Source organism: Paenibacillus sp. FSL H3-0457, assembly GCF_037981725.1.
GTDB lineage: Bacteria > Bacillota > Bacilli > Paenibacillales > Paenibacillaceae > Paenibacillus > Paenibacillus amylolyticus.
Map to the genome: position 1 here is coordinate 4,088,825 of NZ_CP150283.1, position 17,226 is coordinate 4,106,050.

The 17,226-nt window shown below is 43.1% G+C and carries 8 protein-coding genes; 5 read left to right on the forward strand and 3 right to left on the reverse strand.

Annotation, left to right across the window (positions count from 1 at the left end; all coding sequences use genetic code 11):
• Window positions 1–37: 37 nt before the first annotated feature.
• Window positions 38–739, reverse strand: coding sequence for a pseudouridine synthase (locus MHH25_RS18110; protein ID WP_340017719.1), 702 nt, complete (start codon window positions 737–739; stop codon window positions 38–40).
• Window positions 740–943: 204 nt separating this feature from the next.
• Here MHH25_RS18110 and MHH25_RS18115 point away from each other — a divergent pair, with 204 nt between their 5' ends.
• The 5 genes from MHH25_RS18115 to MHH25_RS18135 all read left to right on the forward strand — a co-directional run bounded on the left by MHH25_RS18115 (window position 944) and on the right by MHH25_RS18135 (window position 6,592).
• Window positions 944–1,576 (forward strand): DUF1963 domain-containing protein, encoded by a 633-nt coding sequence (locus MHH25_RS18115; RefSeq protein ID WP_340017720.1) that lies wholly within the window; start codon window positions 944–946, stop codon window positions 1,574–1,576.
• Window positions 1,577–1,919: 343 nt separating this feature from the next.
• Complete coding sequence (locus MHH25_RS18120; RefSeq protein WP_340017721.1) at window positions 1,920–3,128, forward strand: MFS transporter; 1,209 nt, start codon at window positions 1,920–1,922, stop codon at window positions 3,126–3,128.
• Window positions 3,129–3,218: 90 nt separating this feature from the next.
• Window positions 3,219–4,457, forward strand: coding sequence for an aspartate aminotransferase family protein (locus tag MHH25_RS18125; RefSeq protein WP_100527344.1), 1,239 nt, complete (start codon window positions 3,219–3,221; stop codon window positions 4,455–4,457).
• 276 nt (window positions 4,458–4,733) lie between these two features.
• Window positions 4,734–5,783, forward strand: coding sequence for an alcohol dehydrogenase catalytic domain-containing protein (locus MHH25_RS18130; protein ID WP_339177221.1), 1,050 nt, complete (start codon window positions 4,734–4,736; stop codon window positions 5,781–5,783).
• Window positions 5,784–5,854: 71 nt separating this feature from the next.
• Window positions 5,855–6,592, forward strand: a complete 738-nt coding sequence (locus MHH25_RS18135; RefSeq protein ID WP_315371415.1) for an HAD family hydrolase — start codon at window positions 5,855–5,857, stop codon at window positions 6,590–6,592.
• Between the two features lie 131 nt (window positions 6,593–6,723).
• Here MHH25_RS18135 and MHH25_RS18140 read toward each other — a convergent pair whose 3' ends face one another.
• On the reverse strand, window positions 6,724–6,906 hold the full coding sequence (locus tag MHH25_RS18140; RefSeq protein ID WP_036613510.1) for a YjfB family protein: 183 nt from the start codon (window positions 6,904–6,906) through the stop codon (window positions 6,724–6,726).
• A 472-nt stretch (window positions 6,907–7,378) separates the two neighbouring features.
• Window positions 7,379–17,200 carry an amino acid adenylation domain-containing protein gene (locus MHH25_RS18145; protein WP_340017722.1) on the reverse strand — a complete coding sequence of 3,274 codons (9,822 nt, stop codon included), beginning with the start codon at window positions 17,198–17,200 and terminating at the stop codon, window positions 7,379–7,381.
• Window positions 17,201–17,226: the final 26 nt, after the last annotated feature.

A 17,226-nucleotide genomic window follows, 5' to 3' on the forward strand; every position in this document is an offset into this window, starting at 1 on the left:
TCATGGTTGACCACCGTTGACATGCAGCAGAAGTCATTCATTTTATCTCATTCAATTGAGACAGCAGAATCTCCAGTTCCTCTTGCTCCAGATGACGCCATTGCCCCCGCTCCAGTTGATCCAGCGTAATATTCATAATTCGCACGCGCTCCAGCTTCAGGACTCGGTACCCCAAGGCTTTGCACATTCTGCGGATCTGCAGGTTGAGACCCTGTGTCAGAATAATACGAAATACATTGTCACTTTGCCTATACACTTCGCAGGGCTTGGTCACCACGTCCAGAATTTCAACGCCATCAGACATGGACTTTACGAATTCGTCAGTTATGGGTTTGTCTACAGTCACTACATATTCTTTATCATGATTATGCTCCGAACGCATCATCTTGTTCACAATGCCTCCGTCATTCGTAAGCAAAATCAACCCCTCAGATGCCTTATCCAGCCTGCCTATCGCAAATATGCGAGAAGGATAATTCATATATTGAATGATGTTCCCCTCCACATGTTCTGCTGCTGTGCAGACAATACCGATGGGCTTGTTCAGAGCAATGTAGACAGGTTCGCTGTCATTACGAGGAATCTTCTTCCCATCAATAAGTACCACATCGTGAGGTTCAACTTCCGCCCCTTTTTCACATACCCTCCCATTGATCGTTATTCGTCCAGCCGCAATTAAACGGTTCGTTTCCCTGCGGGAGCAGAATCCCGTTTCACTTATGTATTTGTTAATTAACATGTGTCACCACTTCTCATCTATAGTATTGCCACTGGTGCTTAGAGTGCTGGTATGTTCATTCGCATCGTGCAATGAGTTAGTACCTTGTACTGATTTTCATTCCACATCATCTCATTTATACTGAAACGAAGCAATAAATTGTTATATAAAAACACATACAACGCTATATATGAATGCCAAAATACACTCTGAAAGGAGCCTCTCATGTACAAAGTTACTCGATTTACAGTTGACCCCAATGATCCAAACCAAGACTCTGGCATGTGGATTGGTGGAGAAACTGCATACGTTTCCGACTGGCCGCTCAACCCTGAGGGTCAGCCTTTATTACATCTGTTCTCCATCAATTGCAATACACTTTCACAGCAGGTCCATATCCCTTCCTTACCAAAAGATAAATATATCTCGGTCTTCTCGACCTACTCCGCCTCCGAATACTTTCTGGATCTGGTAACCTATACGGGAGATGAGCTGGAATGGAACGAGAATATTCTTGCCGGGTGCACTTATGTCACAGTATCTTCGCATCCACTTACTTCCGTATGTCCCGTTCCACCCATTCCGCTAAGTGGCGTACGTTTGATTGAGATGGAATTAGACGATCAGGAGTTCCCTGCATTTTCATTTTTCTCTCCCACTTTACCAAACGGTGTGAAAGGAATTGACCATTTGCTAGAGGAACATCAACTGGTGTGTCAAATATATTCCGGAGATTTTCCTGAGCCTTATCGGGATATATTGGGTCTTCCCGATGCAAACGGTTATTTATTTTTGCGAAGTGGTCCCGCGTCTGCGCACGCACCATTCGATGGGATTTTCTTTGTGCAAACTGCTTAATGGCGATACGTTGAGGTCAGGTATCATCATATAAAACGGTTAATCAGAACGTTTCCCGTCTACTCAGACAGGGAACGTTTTTTTATATATGCACGTTTTACTATTCTCGATCAATATAGATGCCAAACCTTGTTAAAAGGTCATATGGATTGGCTCATATTTATCCTTTCGACACGAAATCGTTTTAGAAAAAATTTAGTACGAGAAATATTTCTCTTCATCAAAATTTAACATTATTTTACAACAAAAAGCATGTACATTTGGACAATTATGGTATACGTTATATATGAAATAAACATAAATTACATAATATAAAATTTATATCCAACTAGGAGGCGGACTTTTGAAAAGAATATTCGCTCTAAGCTGCGGTTTTTATCTGTTAATCGGCATAACCAGCGTTGTGCTCGGTGCACTTCTTCCTGTTTTATTGTCACATTATGAGCGCAGTTACAGTGATGGCGGATTTTTGTTATTTCTGCAGTTTCTTGGATTTCTTGTCGGTGTAATCGCAGCTCCTGCCCTGACAGCCCGTATCGGAAGAAAAGCGATGCTGACCCTTGCCCTGATCTGTATTGTAGCCGCCTATATATTACTCGGTTTTCTGCCATCCTGGTCTGTAGTTCTTCTTCTCACGATTATCGTAGGTTTCGGTTCAGGTATCATCGAACCCTCTGTAGGTGCATTCACGATCGAATTCACTGAGAATCAAAAGGCGGTCGCCATGTCCAAGCTGGATGTCTTCTTTGCTCTTGGAGCACTTCTCATCCCGGCTGTCGCTGCTTTATTCATCTGGATGGATCTGTGGCATCTTACGTTTTATACGGTGGCCGTGTTGTCACTGATTCTCATGTTGCTGTGGATCACTATGCCGCGGCCAGCCGCACTGTATCTGGAACAGGCTGGCGAGAATACAGTGGCACATGCAGCAGGTAAAGCCCAATATTCGAGAAAACATCTGGGTCTGCTGACGATCTTCGTCATCTTCTTTTTCATCTACATGGGATTGGAATTGGGATTGATGAACTTCCTGCCTTCCATTCTCGTAGAACGATTGCAGCTTCAGGAATCCGTCGCATCGCTGAGTGTCTCCATCCTATGGATTGCGATGATCATCGGTCGTCTTTTCTCCGGGAAAATAGCGGAAGCCGTCAACTATATGCCTTTCCTGATCTGGAGTACAGTCGGTACGTTTTTGTTCACAACCGCTATGGTATTTGTAACTGGACAGTGGGCAACGTATGTACTCATCTTCGGAACCGGTCTATTCATGTCAGGGCTGTTCTGTATCGCACTGGTCTATGCAAATGTTTTGATTCCCGGTATGACCGAGCGGACAACCAGTATCCTGATCGCATCGGGGGGTATTGGGGGTGCCATCTTGCAGTATGTGACTGGATGGAGTATGAGTACAGGGCCTGTCGTTAATACAATCTGGATTTTGGCCGGATTCTGTCTGATTCTGCTGCTCACATTGATGGTCTCTCATCTATGGACTGTAAAAAATAATGCAGTACGTGCTGCTCTCGCACAACATAGCAAGGAAATGTAAACATCGTTTCTTAAGGGAGGTGATGCCTGCATCATCCGGGATTGTTGAGCTTCGTTCGAGCTAGTACACCATTATATTGGAGGAAATCGTATGCAAACTTTAACCAACAACCGCTTCATAGCCGGAAAAGGGATTAAGTTGATTGACGATTCAGGTGTTGAATACCTGGATGGCGTGTCGGGAACATTCAATCTGTCACTGGGCTATAATCACCCACATGTAGTCAGCAAAATTCAGGAACAAGTCGGCAATCTGACGCATATGTCTTCCTCCTTCACCGAACCGTACGTAAATGAAGTACTTGATCACTTAATCGAATATGCTCCAAACGACATTAATGCCGGATGGATGCGGGATATCACTGGTTCAACTGCCAACGAATGTGCAACCAAAATTGCACAGAAGTATACCGAATCAACAGACATCATCAGCCTGTATCTATCCCATCATGGGCAGACCCAATTTGCCACCGGAATTTCGGGAAATGCCTTCCGGCGGAAACGGTTCCCCAATTCGGCTGTGGCTAACGCTGTCCATGTACCTGCCCCATACTGTTATCGCTGCCCCTTCAAATCTTCAAGCGGAGACTGCGCCTATCAATGTGTTGAAGCCATCTCTGATGCCATAGAATATGCCAGTTCCGGCTCAGTCGCCTGCATGATTATTGAACCTATTCTCGGGAATGGCGGCAATATCATTCCTCCTGCCGGATATTTCAAACGACTGCGTAAACTGTGTGATGAGTACAATATTATTCTTATTGCCGACGAAGTACAGACAGGCATCGGTCGTACCGGAACCATGTTCGCCAGCGAACTGTTTGATATCCAGCCTGATATGATTACCCTTGCAAAAGGTCTTGGCGGGATCGGCGTACCTGTTGCTGCGGTGTTAATGCAATCCCGGCTGAATGTGCTCGAAAAGCACGAACATTCCTTCACCTCAGGAAGCAATCTGATCTCCGTAACTGCTGCCAAATCTACCTTGGAAGTGGTATCCGAACCCGGGTTTCTGGATGCCGTGAAACGCAAAGGTGAAATTTTGGGTGAATTGCTACAAGAATTGGCAATGAAGTACCCAAGTATCGGTGAAGCTCGTGGTGTCGGGTTAATGTGGGGGTTGGAGATTGTAGGTGACGGTAATGAACCGGATACGCTCAAAACCAATGCCATTGTTGACCGTGCTTTTACAGATGAGCATCTAATCTTGAGAAGTTCAAGATATGGATTTGGCAACGTTGTTAAGGTCCGGCCTTCCCTCACCACAACTGAAGACGAACTGGTTGAGATTGTAGAGCGGCTGGATTCAGTGCTCGCCAGCGTTAATTAAAACATTTCAATGCAACTGTTCGAAGTGGTCGTTTCGGTTACGAATCGTTCTTATGATCGCTGTTATCCACGGATTTTCTTGATTTCCCTTTCCCAAGGGAAAAATCCATTGATAACATATGCTTCCGAAGTAGCTTTCTTTCAGAAAGCTTTGAGGCGAACGCTTCGCTTCTCCAGAATCGATTTCGTCCCCTTCACTACTTTCGTATCTTGTCTGAAACTGTTTTAAGATGAATCGCTATATTTATATTTTATATAATTACAAGGAGGTTATATCATGCTTGCATTGGTATATAAATCGGCTTGGGATGTGGCGCTTGAGGAACGGCCTGTCCCGGAAATTACAAGAGATAATCAGGTGTTGGTTCGTATTCGAGCAACTGGTGTATGCGGTACCGATCTCGGTATTGTCAGCGGCAAATATCATGCGGTTCCTTCTGTCATTCTCGGTCATGAGTCTGCCGGGGAAGTCATTGATGTTGGCTCTGCGGTAACGACATTACAACCGGGCGACCGTGTTGTGATCGATCCTACCTACTATTGCGGACAGTGTGACATGTGCAGAACAGGCAGACAAAATCATTGCACACATAAGTCTGTTACCGAGACAGGTGTGAGTGCTGACGGGACATTTACAGATTATTATGTGACCGAGGATCGTTTTTTGTACAAATTGAAGGACCATGTGAGCTATGAAGAAGCAACTTTGACGGAACCACTCAGCTGTATGCTGACGGGGATTAATCAGATTCATCTACTGCCGAATTTCAGAACAATCATCCTCGGTGCAGGCCCGATTGGCATTCTGTACAGCTACGCGCTCGCTTCCAAAGGGGTTACCGGCTGTCTGGTCGACATCTCCGAAGAACGCTTAGCCATTGCCGGTTCCATTGCACCTGATCGTTGGGAAGTTCATTCATCCTTCGAAAATGCCATAGAATCACTGTCACCCGCAACCCAGCAGGTCGATATGATCGTTGATACAACGGGCGTTGTGGGCACACAAGTACTTTCCCAACTCGCCAGCGGCGGTTACCTGATGCTGGTTGGTCTGAGAGATGGAAACACATCCTTCAATCCCAAGGAAGTTGTGGACCGCAGTCTGAAAATTATTGGTTCCATCGATTCTCTGGGGACATTTGCTACCGCACATTATATGATTGAACAAGGGATTATTCCGGCAAAAAAAATCATCACCCACTCCTTCCCGTTGGAGGATTACGAAGAGGCATTCCGTACACTTGGCTGCGATATTCAGGGACGCACACTTCAAGCCTCTTCACATGCCATTAAAGTTGTGCTGCAATCCAGCGGTTCCAGTTTCTAAAGTGGAAGGTTAACCATGAATGGATTACATTAGAGACATATGTTTACACAATCCTGGAGGAGGAATACAACATGGCAGCAAACAAAGAATCTAACGGACTGGGAGCACCCAATGATGACATCATTCAAGCGGTCATTTTTGACATGGATGGTGTACTAATTGACAGCGAACCGATTTATTTTGAGATTGAGCGCAGCTCTTTTACCCATTTTGGAGCAAGGGTGACTGATGAAGAACATCATACCTATGTTGGAGTTACGCTGGAATCCATGTGGCAGCAAGTACTGGACAAACATCAGCTGACAGCTACGCTGGAAGAAATATTTGCTTATCATCAGCATAATGTGATGCAAACCATGCTTGCCCATCCGAACTTGACGGCGATGCCTTCCGTGGAACGCTGGTTAAGTTGGCTGCACGAGCAGCACATCCCCATAGCGGTAGCTTCTTCCTCTCCACGTGCACTGATTGATTTGATCATGGACAAGACCGGTCTCGGACAATACTTTGAGGTGCGAATGACAGGTGAAGAAGTTACAAACGGCAAGCCGGCACCAGATATTTTCCTGACCACCGCTGAGATGATTGGTGCATCCCCTTCGAATTGTCTGGTGATCGAGGACTCGCGCAATGGTGTTCAGGCCGCCAAAAGTGCAGGCATGCGCTGTATCGGATATCGCAATCCGGGATCAGGCAATCAGGACTTGTCCAAAGCCGATCTTCAGATTTCCAGTTACGATGAGTTATGGACATTGAAGGACACACTGGCCTTTGAAGGCAGATTGCCAAGTTTGTCAAAGTTTCGCTGAGAAGATCGTAATTTCGGAATGAGGATTTAGAAAAAAAACAACCCAAACGGCTTCAATTCATTTGAATTGGAGCTGTTTGGGTTTTGCTTGCTGCAATGGGTGTTACATAAGAACACATGCTGTAATTTCAACTAAACCGAAAGATCGAGACTTCTACCCAGATTGGGATGAGGAGCAGGCATTGACTTCAACATTTCCGCCATCTGCTGGCCTTGCTGCTGTGCCATGTCTTTTGTAATCGACATCACTTGCAGGCTTGCCGACTGCACTACTGAAGCTTGGCTCATCGCCATTGATAATGCTGCAATATCCATGTTCTGCACTCCTTTCACTTTCTGATTACATAGATGTACTTATTATATATCGGTCAGAAGGGAGGAATTGTTAAAAGGTCGATCACAATGTTGATCCGACCACATAAGAGACTTCATTTCTCCATCTACAGTAATTTTCCAGCTATCATCATTAACGGAGCATAAAAAGGGGATGCCATAAGTCATGAGCATGACTGAGGACATCCCTTATTAAAGTTATTTTATTCTAATGAACCTGGCACACGCTATTCGCTCTGATTTGCACAGGTCTGTGGTGTAACGAATCACAGAGACGTTATTTCGTCGATTGGGTCGATTTTTAGGTTCTGACACCCTGATATGATGAAATAACATTACTGAGGTTCGTTGAAGTTTGCCATTCACATCGAATCTACCTCTTAAGACGCGTCAGATTCGTTAGCGCTTTGAGTGAGGAGGAAACTCACTTTTGGATCGGCCCATTACTTGTGCATTAATAACTGTTCGACATACTCAACGCAAGTTCGTTTATTTTAACTTCCGGGTTACTTACCACCTGTTGAATCATGGAAATAAAGTGTTTTTGAATCTGTTCAACGGTAGATGGGTCATACACATTGGCATTGTACATCAAAATGATTTTCATATTTTCATGGGGTTTGACAATCAAGGTAAAATCAAAACTGTTATGTTCTGTACCCCCAACATTCATAATCTCAAGCGGTGTTTCACCTTTCTGACCCAGACTCTCCATTCGGTTCTCTACCGGGAAGTTCTGATACACAACAACATGGTTAATCAGAGATTGTTTTTGCTTGGTCAGATTTTGAATATCATATAACGAATACGTATCATATGCATGTGACTCCACAGCTTGTGCCTGATTCCTTTTCATTAGAGATATAAATGACTCATCGGCCTGAGCCTGGATCCGAACAGGAATCGCATTAATAAATAATCCAATCATGCTTTCGATCCCAGAAATGACAGGCGGTCTGCCCGATACAACACTTCCGAATACAACATCGTTGCTCTCATTGTATTGTTGCAACAATACACCCCAGACCGTCTGCATTAACGTATGGAGAGTTACATGCTGCTGTTCCGCAATCTGTTTCATTTGCTCGATTAGTAGATCATCCAAATAACAGTTTAACGTTCTGGAATCCTGTCTTTCATGTTTCGGTTTGATTTTTTCTCCAGGCAGTTTCGTTTGTCCTTCATAACCATCCAGGTAATGACTCCAATACGTTATTGCACCTTGATGATCTTGCTGTTCCAGCCATTCAATGAATTGACTATATGGGGTTAATAGAGTCACTTGAGGCTTTCTATTTTCCCGAATCGCAAAATAATTTTCAAATATCTCTTTGCTTACAAGAGACATACACCAGCCGTCCATCAAAATATGGTGAAAACTCCATATGACGCGGTATTCCTCAGGCTCTATTCTCAAAACAGACATACGGATTAGCGAATCTCGTTGTAAGTCAAATCCTCTTGCCTTGTCCTGCTCGATATACTCGTCAACATACGTTTTACGTTGTAGCTCACTTGTGCCAGCTACAACTTCATAGTTAAATTCAAATTTCTTCTCTTGATACACGATTTGAAGAGGGATATCCACGAAATCACTGTAAAAATTAGTTCTTAATATCGCATGCCTTTGCATTAATTGATCTAAACTTTGCGCAAAAGAGATAACATCCAAATCTCCACGCATATCAAACATGATTTGTACAAAGTAAGCGCCCGAAATTGGATTCCGTTCATTTTCGTACAACATTTCCTTCTGTAATGGTGTAAGTGGGTACACATTTTCGATTCGACCGATGTGCCCAGTGTGTTCCACGATTTGATCCAATTGATCAATGGTTAATGACTTGCATGAAATATCACTTGGCGTAAGCTCGGTTTGTTCCTTCCTTACACAATGTTCAACGACTCTATCAAGACCTTCCTTATAGAGACAAGCCAATTGCTCCATCGTTTCCCGGCGATATTGTTTTGAACTATAGTTAATGGACAGCGACAACCGACCCTCTGTAACAATGCCATTGATATTAAGCACAAATGGTCTCTTGTTGTTTTCACTTACGGATGGTCCGCTGGAATAATGCGAGAATTTAATGCCATCTTGGCCCGAATCCTGATTCACCTGTCCCATATAGTTGAAACTAATTTCGGGATTTTTCTCTAACTTGAATCCTTCATTTCCACGTGACAAATACCTCGAAATCCCGTAACCAATGCCTTTGGTTGGGATCTGGCGCAGTCCTTCCTTGACGGTCTTAATCTTCCTTGATAAGTCAGCCCCGGACTCCATTGTAATCATAACGGGGTACATACTCGTAAACCATCCCACTGTACGCGTAATGTCCAGCTCTGGCAGGATGTCTTCTCTACCATGCCCTTCCAGATTTACGAGGATTTCTCCCATGCCTGTCCAATCATGAACAGCCATTCCTAATGCCGTTAGCAATATATCATTAATTTCCGTATGGTACGCATGATGTGTTTGCTTTAATAATTGCTCGGTTTCCGCTGCTGTCCAATGAATAGTGATCGTTTCACTATCTTTGCCAATCGTCTCATCACAATCCATATCTTTTGGCAGCGGGCTTAGCTGGGCCTGCTCCACACGACTCCAGTATGGATTCTCTTGCTTCATCGCCGGGCTGTCTGCAAACGTCGACAATTGTTCTGCCCATTGTTTAAACGAGGTCGTTTTTTGAGGAAGCCTAATTTCTTCACCTCTCAAGAACTGGTCTTGCCCTGTTTGAATATCTTCATATAAAATACGCCATGATACCCCGTCTACCAACAAATGATGAATGGCAATAAGCAGGTGATCCCCTTCAGCACATTGGAACAACCCAAGTTTGATCAAAGGTCCGTGAGACAGATCCATACCACTCTGAATTTCTTTTGCTTTATTTTCAATGAACGATGCGGGATCTGCATCTGTTTTGAGGTCAACGATTTCAAGGCTGTATAATCCTTCTTCGTCTGCCCCTCGATTCCACGCTTCATATCCGCCCTCAGGCGCTTGTCGATAAAGGATGCGGAGAGCATCATGCTGTTTAACGATCTTATCCATGATGCTGTGAATAAAGTGAACATCAAACCCTTTTTCACGAAAGAACATCATTTCCTGATTGTAATGATGTGCGTCTACCATATTTTGATCAAAGAACCAGCGCTGAACAGGTGTCAGCATCACTTGTCCCGTAACTTCCCCTTGGTCAGAAATAGTGCTCACGGATGTAACGTGTTCACTCAACTCCGCTACTGTCGGATAGGTGAAGAAATGCTTCATTTCCACTTTATACCCTGCTTGAAGCAGTCGTGAGGAAACTTGAATACATTTAATCGAATCGCCCCCGAGTTCAAAGAAATGATCTGATGTGCTAACCTTTTGAACACCAAGCACAGCTTCCCAGGCAGCGACGATCGCTTGTTCTACAGCGTTCTGCGGCGCCATATACTCGGTCCCTTTTTGCATATGTTCTTGTGGAGATGGTAATGCCTTACGGTCAACCTTCCCATTGGAAGTTAACGGTATATGCTCTAATTGAACAAAATAAGACGGGATCATATAATCCGGAATTTCATGAGATAATGCCATTCTGATTTTCTTCGCTGTCAGTGAGTTGTCGCCTTTCCAATACGCACACAACTGCTTCGAACCATCCTCATGCTCACGGGCAATAACGACCGCTTCCTGAATGGAGTCTATTTGCAAAAGCGCAGTTTCCACTTCGCCCAGCTCAATTCGGTAACCTCGAATTTTCACTTGATGATCGATTCGTCCCAGATATTCAATATTTCCATCCGGCAGCCATCTTGCAGCATCTCCTGTGCGATACATTTTCCCTTCTGTAATCCAGGGGTGATCAACAAATTTCTCTGCGGTTAAATCAGGCCGGTTCAGATAACCTCTGGCAAGGCCCTCACCTGCTACAACTAATTCTCCCTGAACACCGATCGGTTGAATGCGTTGATGTTTATCCAAAATATAGGTCTGCAACGTTGGGATTGGTTTTCCAATATTGCTCTTTCCAGCATGTATTTCAATGTTGGTTATTTCCTTATAAGTTACATGAACCGTTGTTTCGGTTATCCCATACATATTAATTAACTGGATAAATGGATATTTCAGCTTCCATTCCTTCAATAACACGGGATTGAGGGCTTCTCCTCCAAAAATCACTTTTCTTAATTTCAGATCTGCTGTATAACCTGCCAGTTCTTCCTGAAGAAGATGATAGAAATACGTTGGCGTTTGATTTAATATCGTCACTTGCTCGTTTTTTAACAATTGTAGAAATTGTTCCGGACTTTTTGCCGTCATTTGAGGTACGATAACCAGTTTTCCGCCATAGAGCAATGCTCCGTACATTTCCCATACCGAAAAATCAAAACAAAAGGAATGGAATAATGTCCATGTATCTGATGCATTAAAATCAAACAAATTTTTACTATTGAACAACAATCGCACCACATTTTTATGTTCAATACATGTCCCTTTTGGTTTACCTGTCGTTCCTGAGGTATAAATTACATATGCCAGGCCTGTTGGTGCAGCAGTCATTCCCAAATCGGAATGATCTTCATGATAGGACTCAGGTAGATCCAGGCAAACGACCTCTCCTGCAAAAGAGATGCGTTCTTGCAAATGACTTTGCATTAATAATACATGTACACCCGAATCCTCAAGCATGTAGTTTATACGATCCTCCGGATATTCAGGATCAATCGGCACGTATGCGCCACCCGCTTTCAAAATCGCAAGGATTCCTACAACCATGTCTAGCGAACGATCAGCGATGATCCCGATTAACTGATCATTTTGAATGCCTTTAGCCTTCAACGTTCTTGCCAATTGGTTGGCTTTCTTGTTCAGCCCTTGATAGGTCACATGTTGATCCTCATATACAACCGCAACGTTTTCGGGAGTTCTTGCTGCTTGTTCCTCAAACAGTCCATGAATTGTCTTGTCCATTGGATATTCAGCCATGGAATCATTAAACTGTTCCAAAATTTGTGTTTTCTCCTGTGTTGTCGTCAAGTCAATGTCATGGATCGCAATATTCGGATTGTTGGCCACTTGCTCCAACATCTGAATCAAGTGACCTTGAATGCGTTCTACGCTTGCCCGGTCATAGACATTAGCATTGTAATAGAACATACATTTCATGGATTGGCCTGGTTTGATAATCAGGTTAAAGTCATAATTTGTTTGTTCATCTGCTTCTACATTCGTAATCCGAAGAGCTGTCTCTTCCTCATCCCCAAACTGTTCCATAATGCCCTGTACAGGATAATTTTCGAATATCAGGATATGATCAATCAAATTTTGCTTTTGCGATGTTTCCCCTTGAATCTCGTATAACGGATACGTGTCATGTGGATGCGAAGCGACAGCTTGTTCCTGATTCCGCTTCATAACCGCTGCAAATGTCTCGTTACCTTGAGTCTGAACGCGTACAGGAATGGTATTGATGAATAAACCAATGATTCGCTCAACTCCAACAATCGCCGCAGGTCTGCCCGACACCACGCTTCCGAATACAACATCCTCACTGCCGTTATATATCTGTAGCAACATTCCCCAGGCTGTTTGCATAAACGTATTCAGCGTCACCTGATTCTGACTGGCCACTTGTGCGATTTGTCCGGTTAATTCCTGACTTAATGTACAAATCATATGCTCTGAATGATATTCATCACTCTTCGTAATCGAATGTTCTTTTGGCAAAGTGGTCTGCTCATCATAACCTTGCAGATAGTCACGCCAGTATTTCAGGGATTCTTCATGATCTTGGTTGTCCAGCCATTCAATATAGTGTTTGTATGGAATCGTACTCTTTGCCTCCAGTTTTCGTTGTTCCTGAATAGCAAAGTATCCATCAAACAACTCCTGGATTACAAGAGACAGGCACCAGCCATCCATCAAAATATGATGATAATTCCAAATGAAACGATAGGTTTGGTCATGCGTTTGCAAGATCGAAATACGCATTAACACATCCTGAGACAGGTCGAAACCTTTTATTTTATCTGCTCTTGTATATTCTGCCACGTATGCTTCACGATCTTTTTCATTCATCTCACGCAAATCTTCGTATGTTAGCCCATTCCGTTTATGACGGTATACCACTTGCAGAGGTCCATTATTCCATTTGCTATGAAAATTTGTTCTGAGAATCGAATTACGCTGCATCAACTGATCCAGACTCTTCGTAAATGCTTCCACGTCTAACGGACCATGAAGATCCAGCGTAGTTTGAAGGAAATACGCTTCCGATTTTGAATGAAGCAAATGATGAAAGAACATTCCATTTTGCATCGGTGACAAAGCATATATATCTTCGATTTCACCAATGTGTTCCGATTCTTGAACAAATCCTTCTAATTCTTCAATGGTAATTCCTTTTAACGTTAGATCACTTGGTGTACATTCCGGCTTCTCTTTTGTCACACAATGCATCACGATTTCTTGCAGATGATCTCTAAAATATGTTACCACTCGCTCCATCGTTTCTTTTTGATATTGGGTGCGACTATACCGAAGGGACAACGTCAATTTGCCTTCCACAATTAAGGCATTCATATCGATAAGAACATTTCTTCTGTGATTGTCGCTTGCTGTTGCTCCGCCTGGATAGGGAGAGATCTGCATCCCGCTATTCTGAAGATCCTGATCAAATTGACCCAAATAGTTAAAGCTAATTTCAGGATTCAAGGTAAAGGGCGTTTCTTGCTGATCTGCACTTAAATATCGTAAAATACCATAACCAATCCCTTTTTTAGGGATTTGACGAATCATTTCTTTGTTTGTTTTGATGAAAAGAGACATATTTGAACTTGCTTCCATATCAAGTACAACCGGATACTGGCTCGTAAACCATCCGATCGTTCGTGTAATATCGAGATCCGGTAAAATTTGTTCTCTTCCATGTCCCTCCAGATTGACCAGCACTTTATCCATGCCCGTCCATTGGTGAATAGACATGCCTAATGCATGGAGCAGCAAATCGCTAATCTCCGTTTTATACGCACGATTCGCTTGTTTTAATAATTGTTCCGTTTCTGCCGCTGACCATTCCATCGTGATTTCTTCGCTGTCTTTTTCCAGTGCATGATCCGCTTTAAAATCTGTAGGTAACGGCTTATAGGTTGCTTGTTCAATTTCATTCCAATATGCAATTTCTTTCGTTATCGCATCACTGTTCGCATACAACTGAAGCTGTTCTGCCCATAATTGGAAGGAGGCCGTTTTTTGCGGTAGTTGAATCGATTCTCCATCACTTAATTGTTCATATCCCCTTGATAGGTCTTCAATCAAAATTCGCCATGAAACCCCGTCGATGACGAGGTGATGAATAACGATTAATAGATGATCTCCATCTGCACATTGAAATACGCCCAGCTTCATCAAGGGTCCACGTTCCAATGTAAACTTGCTTTGCATTTCATTTGCCTTCTTCTCGATTTCTTGAGACGGATCTGCTAATGACTTGAAGTCCATCACTTCAAGTGTATATAAGGATTCCCTTGCCAACCCTTCATTCCACGCTTCATAACCCTGTTCTGTAAGACGATATACTGTACGAAGTGCATCATGATGCTCACTCAATTTATCGAATACACGGCGAAGTGTGACTTCATGAAAACCTTCTTTCCGATACAACATCACGGACTGATTATAATGATGGGCATCTACCTTGTATTGCTCAAAAAACCAATGCTGGATTGGAGTCAGCATCACTTTTCCAGTGATGATTCCCTGTTCTGACAGGGTACTTATGGGTTGAACATAGGGAATCAAGCTTGCTATGGTTGGATTTTTAAACAGATGATCCATCTGCACCTGGTAACCTGCTTGATATAATCTTGAAGAGACTTGAATGGATTTAATCGAATCTCCTCCAAGCTCGAAGAAATTATCCAAAATCCCAATGTTTTCTACCCCAAGTACCTCTTCCCAGATCGATACAAGTTGTTGTTCCACCATCGTTCGGGGTGCTTCGTACTCCATGCCCTTCAACATATGTTCTTGGGGAGCAGGCAAAGCTTTGCGATCGATTTTCCCGTTGGACGTGAGCGGCATCTGATCCAACTGTACAAAATAGGAAGGAATCATGTAGTTTGGCAACTGCTGGGACAGCGCCTCCCGCAGTTCCCCGATCGTGATTGCATCCTCTCCTACCAGGTACGCACATAATTGTTTGGTTCCCGTTTCATCTTCTCTGGCTATGACGATGGCCTCTTTTATCTGGGTACTATTTAGAAGAGCCGTCTCCACTTCACCAAGTTCAATCCGATGTCCACGAATTTTCTCTTGATGATCTACCCTTCCTATATACTCTATGTTCCCATCGGGCAGCCATCTTGCGAAGTCACCTGTCTTGTACATTTTTGCTCCCGAAACAAATGGATCATCCACGAATTTCTCCGCCGTCAGATCTGGACGGTTCAAGTAACCTTTGGAGAGCCCTGCTCCGGCTACACACAATTCTCCCTGAACTCCAATAGGCTGCAATTCATTCCGCTCTCCTAAAATGTAGACTCTATTGTTCGCAATAGGCTTCCCGATTGAGATAATTTGATCTGCCGACTTGATCGACAGAACTGTGGATACAACACTATTTTCAGTTGGACCGTATTCATTACACACTTCGATGCGTGGATTGATGCGCTGCAATTTGTGTATTAAGGCAGGAACAATCTTCTCTCCCGCAGCCACCACATTTTTCATGGATGCCCAATCTTCCGCGCTTACTTGTTCCAATAGCGTCATCAAGAAACTGGGTGGACTTTGGATGTGCGTGATTTGCTGTTTTTTGACCATCGTATTGATGGCCACAGCATCTTTACACTGTTGCTGGTTTAACAAGTACACTGTCGAGCCAGATATCATCGGACCAAAGAAATGAGTAATAAATGAATCAAAAACGAAAGGATTCAGCATTAATACCCGATCATCTCCGGTAAAATGATAAAAATCCGATTTCCATTGCAGGGAATTCACAATGCTGGCATGTTCAATCATTACGCCTTTGGGATGACCTGTTGTTCCAGACGTGTAGATCATATATGCCAAATCACTGGAGATCGCTCCATCGTCCAAATTTAAATGATCCTCATAGTGATTTATTTCAGAATCCAGAATGACACATGTCCCCGCATAATGTTCCGGTTTCTGTATATGACTTTGATGCAGCAACCAAGCCACTTTTGAATCCTCAAGGATATAGTGAATACGATCTGCCGGATATTCCGGATCGATTGGGACATATGCCCCGCCAGCTTTTAGAATACCGAATAAACCTATGATCATCTCAAGTGAGCGCTCTGCCATAATGCCAACGAACTGACCCGCCTGCACCCCCTTAGCTTGAAGCAATCGGGCCAATTGGTTGGATTTTTGATTTAACTCTCTGTACGTTAACTGTCTATTCTCAAATACGACTGCCGGATGGTCCGGTGTTCGTTCCACCTGTTCTTCAAATAATTGATGCATCGTCTTGTTCTGTGGATACCCAACCCTTGTATCGTTAAAGTCATATAACAGCTTGTTTCGATGAAACTCTGATAACATATCAACTTGACTTAACTCCAGATCAGGTTGGTTCAGCACAACGGAAAACAATTGGTCAAGATGTTCTACAATTTGAACCATATAATCGCGATCATAACGATCTTCATCATAAACTAATCTTAACTGAATGGAGTCGTTCTCCAGATCAAAGTGGAACATTGTCGCCGCTTTTACGTGATTTTCATCAAGGGCAGGATGAATTTCATTCAACGAAACCAAGGTATGAATTAGTGGTACATGGTTCGAATCATACTGAACATTTAAACGTTCAACCATTTTTCTGAAAGGAATTCGTTGATGCTGAATGGCTTCGGTTAAACTGATCTTCACTTGATTAAATAAGGATTTGAATGACATCGCTTGATTGATATTATTTTTCAAGACAAGAACCTTATTCGAGAGCGATAGATCAGTGTTCTTTTCTTCCATCGTTGGTATACCAATAATCATCTTGGTTTCATTCGTGTATTTATATAACAGACACTGAACTCCCGTTAATAAGATCGTATATATCGCCATAGGAGCATTTCGCGACATGGACTTGATTTTATATGAAACATCGGCTGACAAAGACTTATATATATCATTCTGGTGCTGCGTATCGTCTGGGTGTTTGGAGGTTGTCTTGCAATAAGGCAAATGAACAAGGTGATCATCATCTTCAAATCGGCTTGCCCAATACGATTCCTGTTTCTTAAAAATAGACATACGGCACCCCGATCACTTTTATTTTT

Coding starts and splice junctions, on each gene's coding strand:
- MHH25_RS18110 (WP_340017719.1), bottom strand. CDS start 739: ATGTTAATTAACAAATACATAAGTGAAACGGGATTCTGCTCCCGCAGG.
- MHH25_RS18115 (WP_340017720.1), top strand. CDS start 944: ATGTACAAAGTTACTCGATTTACAGTTGACCCCAATGATCCAAACCAA.
- MHH25_RS18125 (WP_100527344.1), top strand. CDS start 3,219: ATGCAAACTTTAACCAACAACCGCTTCATAGCCGGAAAAGGGATTAAG.
- MHH25_RS18130 (WP_339177221.1), top strand. CDS start 4,734: ATGCTTGCATTGGTATATAAATCGGCTTGGGATGTGGCGCTTGAGGAA.
- MHH25_RS18135 (WP_315371415.1), top strand. CDS start 5,855: ATGGCAGCAAACAAAGAATCTAACGGACTGGGAGCACCCAATGATGAC.
- MHH25_RS18140 (WP_036613510.1), bottom strand. CDS start 6,906: ATGGATATTGCAGCATTATCAATGGCGATGAGCCAAGCTTCAGTAGTG.
- MHH25_RS18145 (WP_340017722.1), bottom strand. CDS start 17,200: ATGTCTATTTTTAAGAAACAGGAATCGTATTGGGCAAGCCGATTTGAA.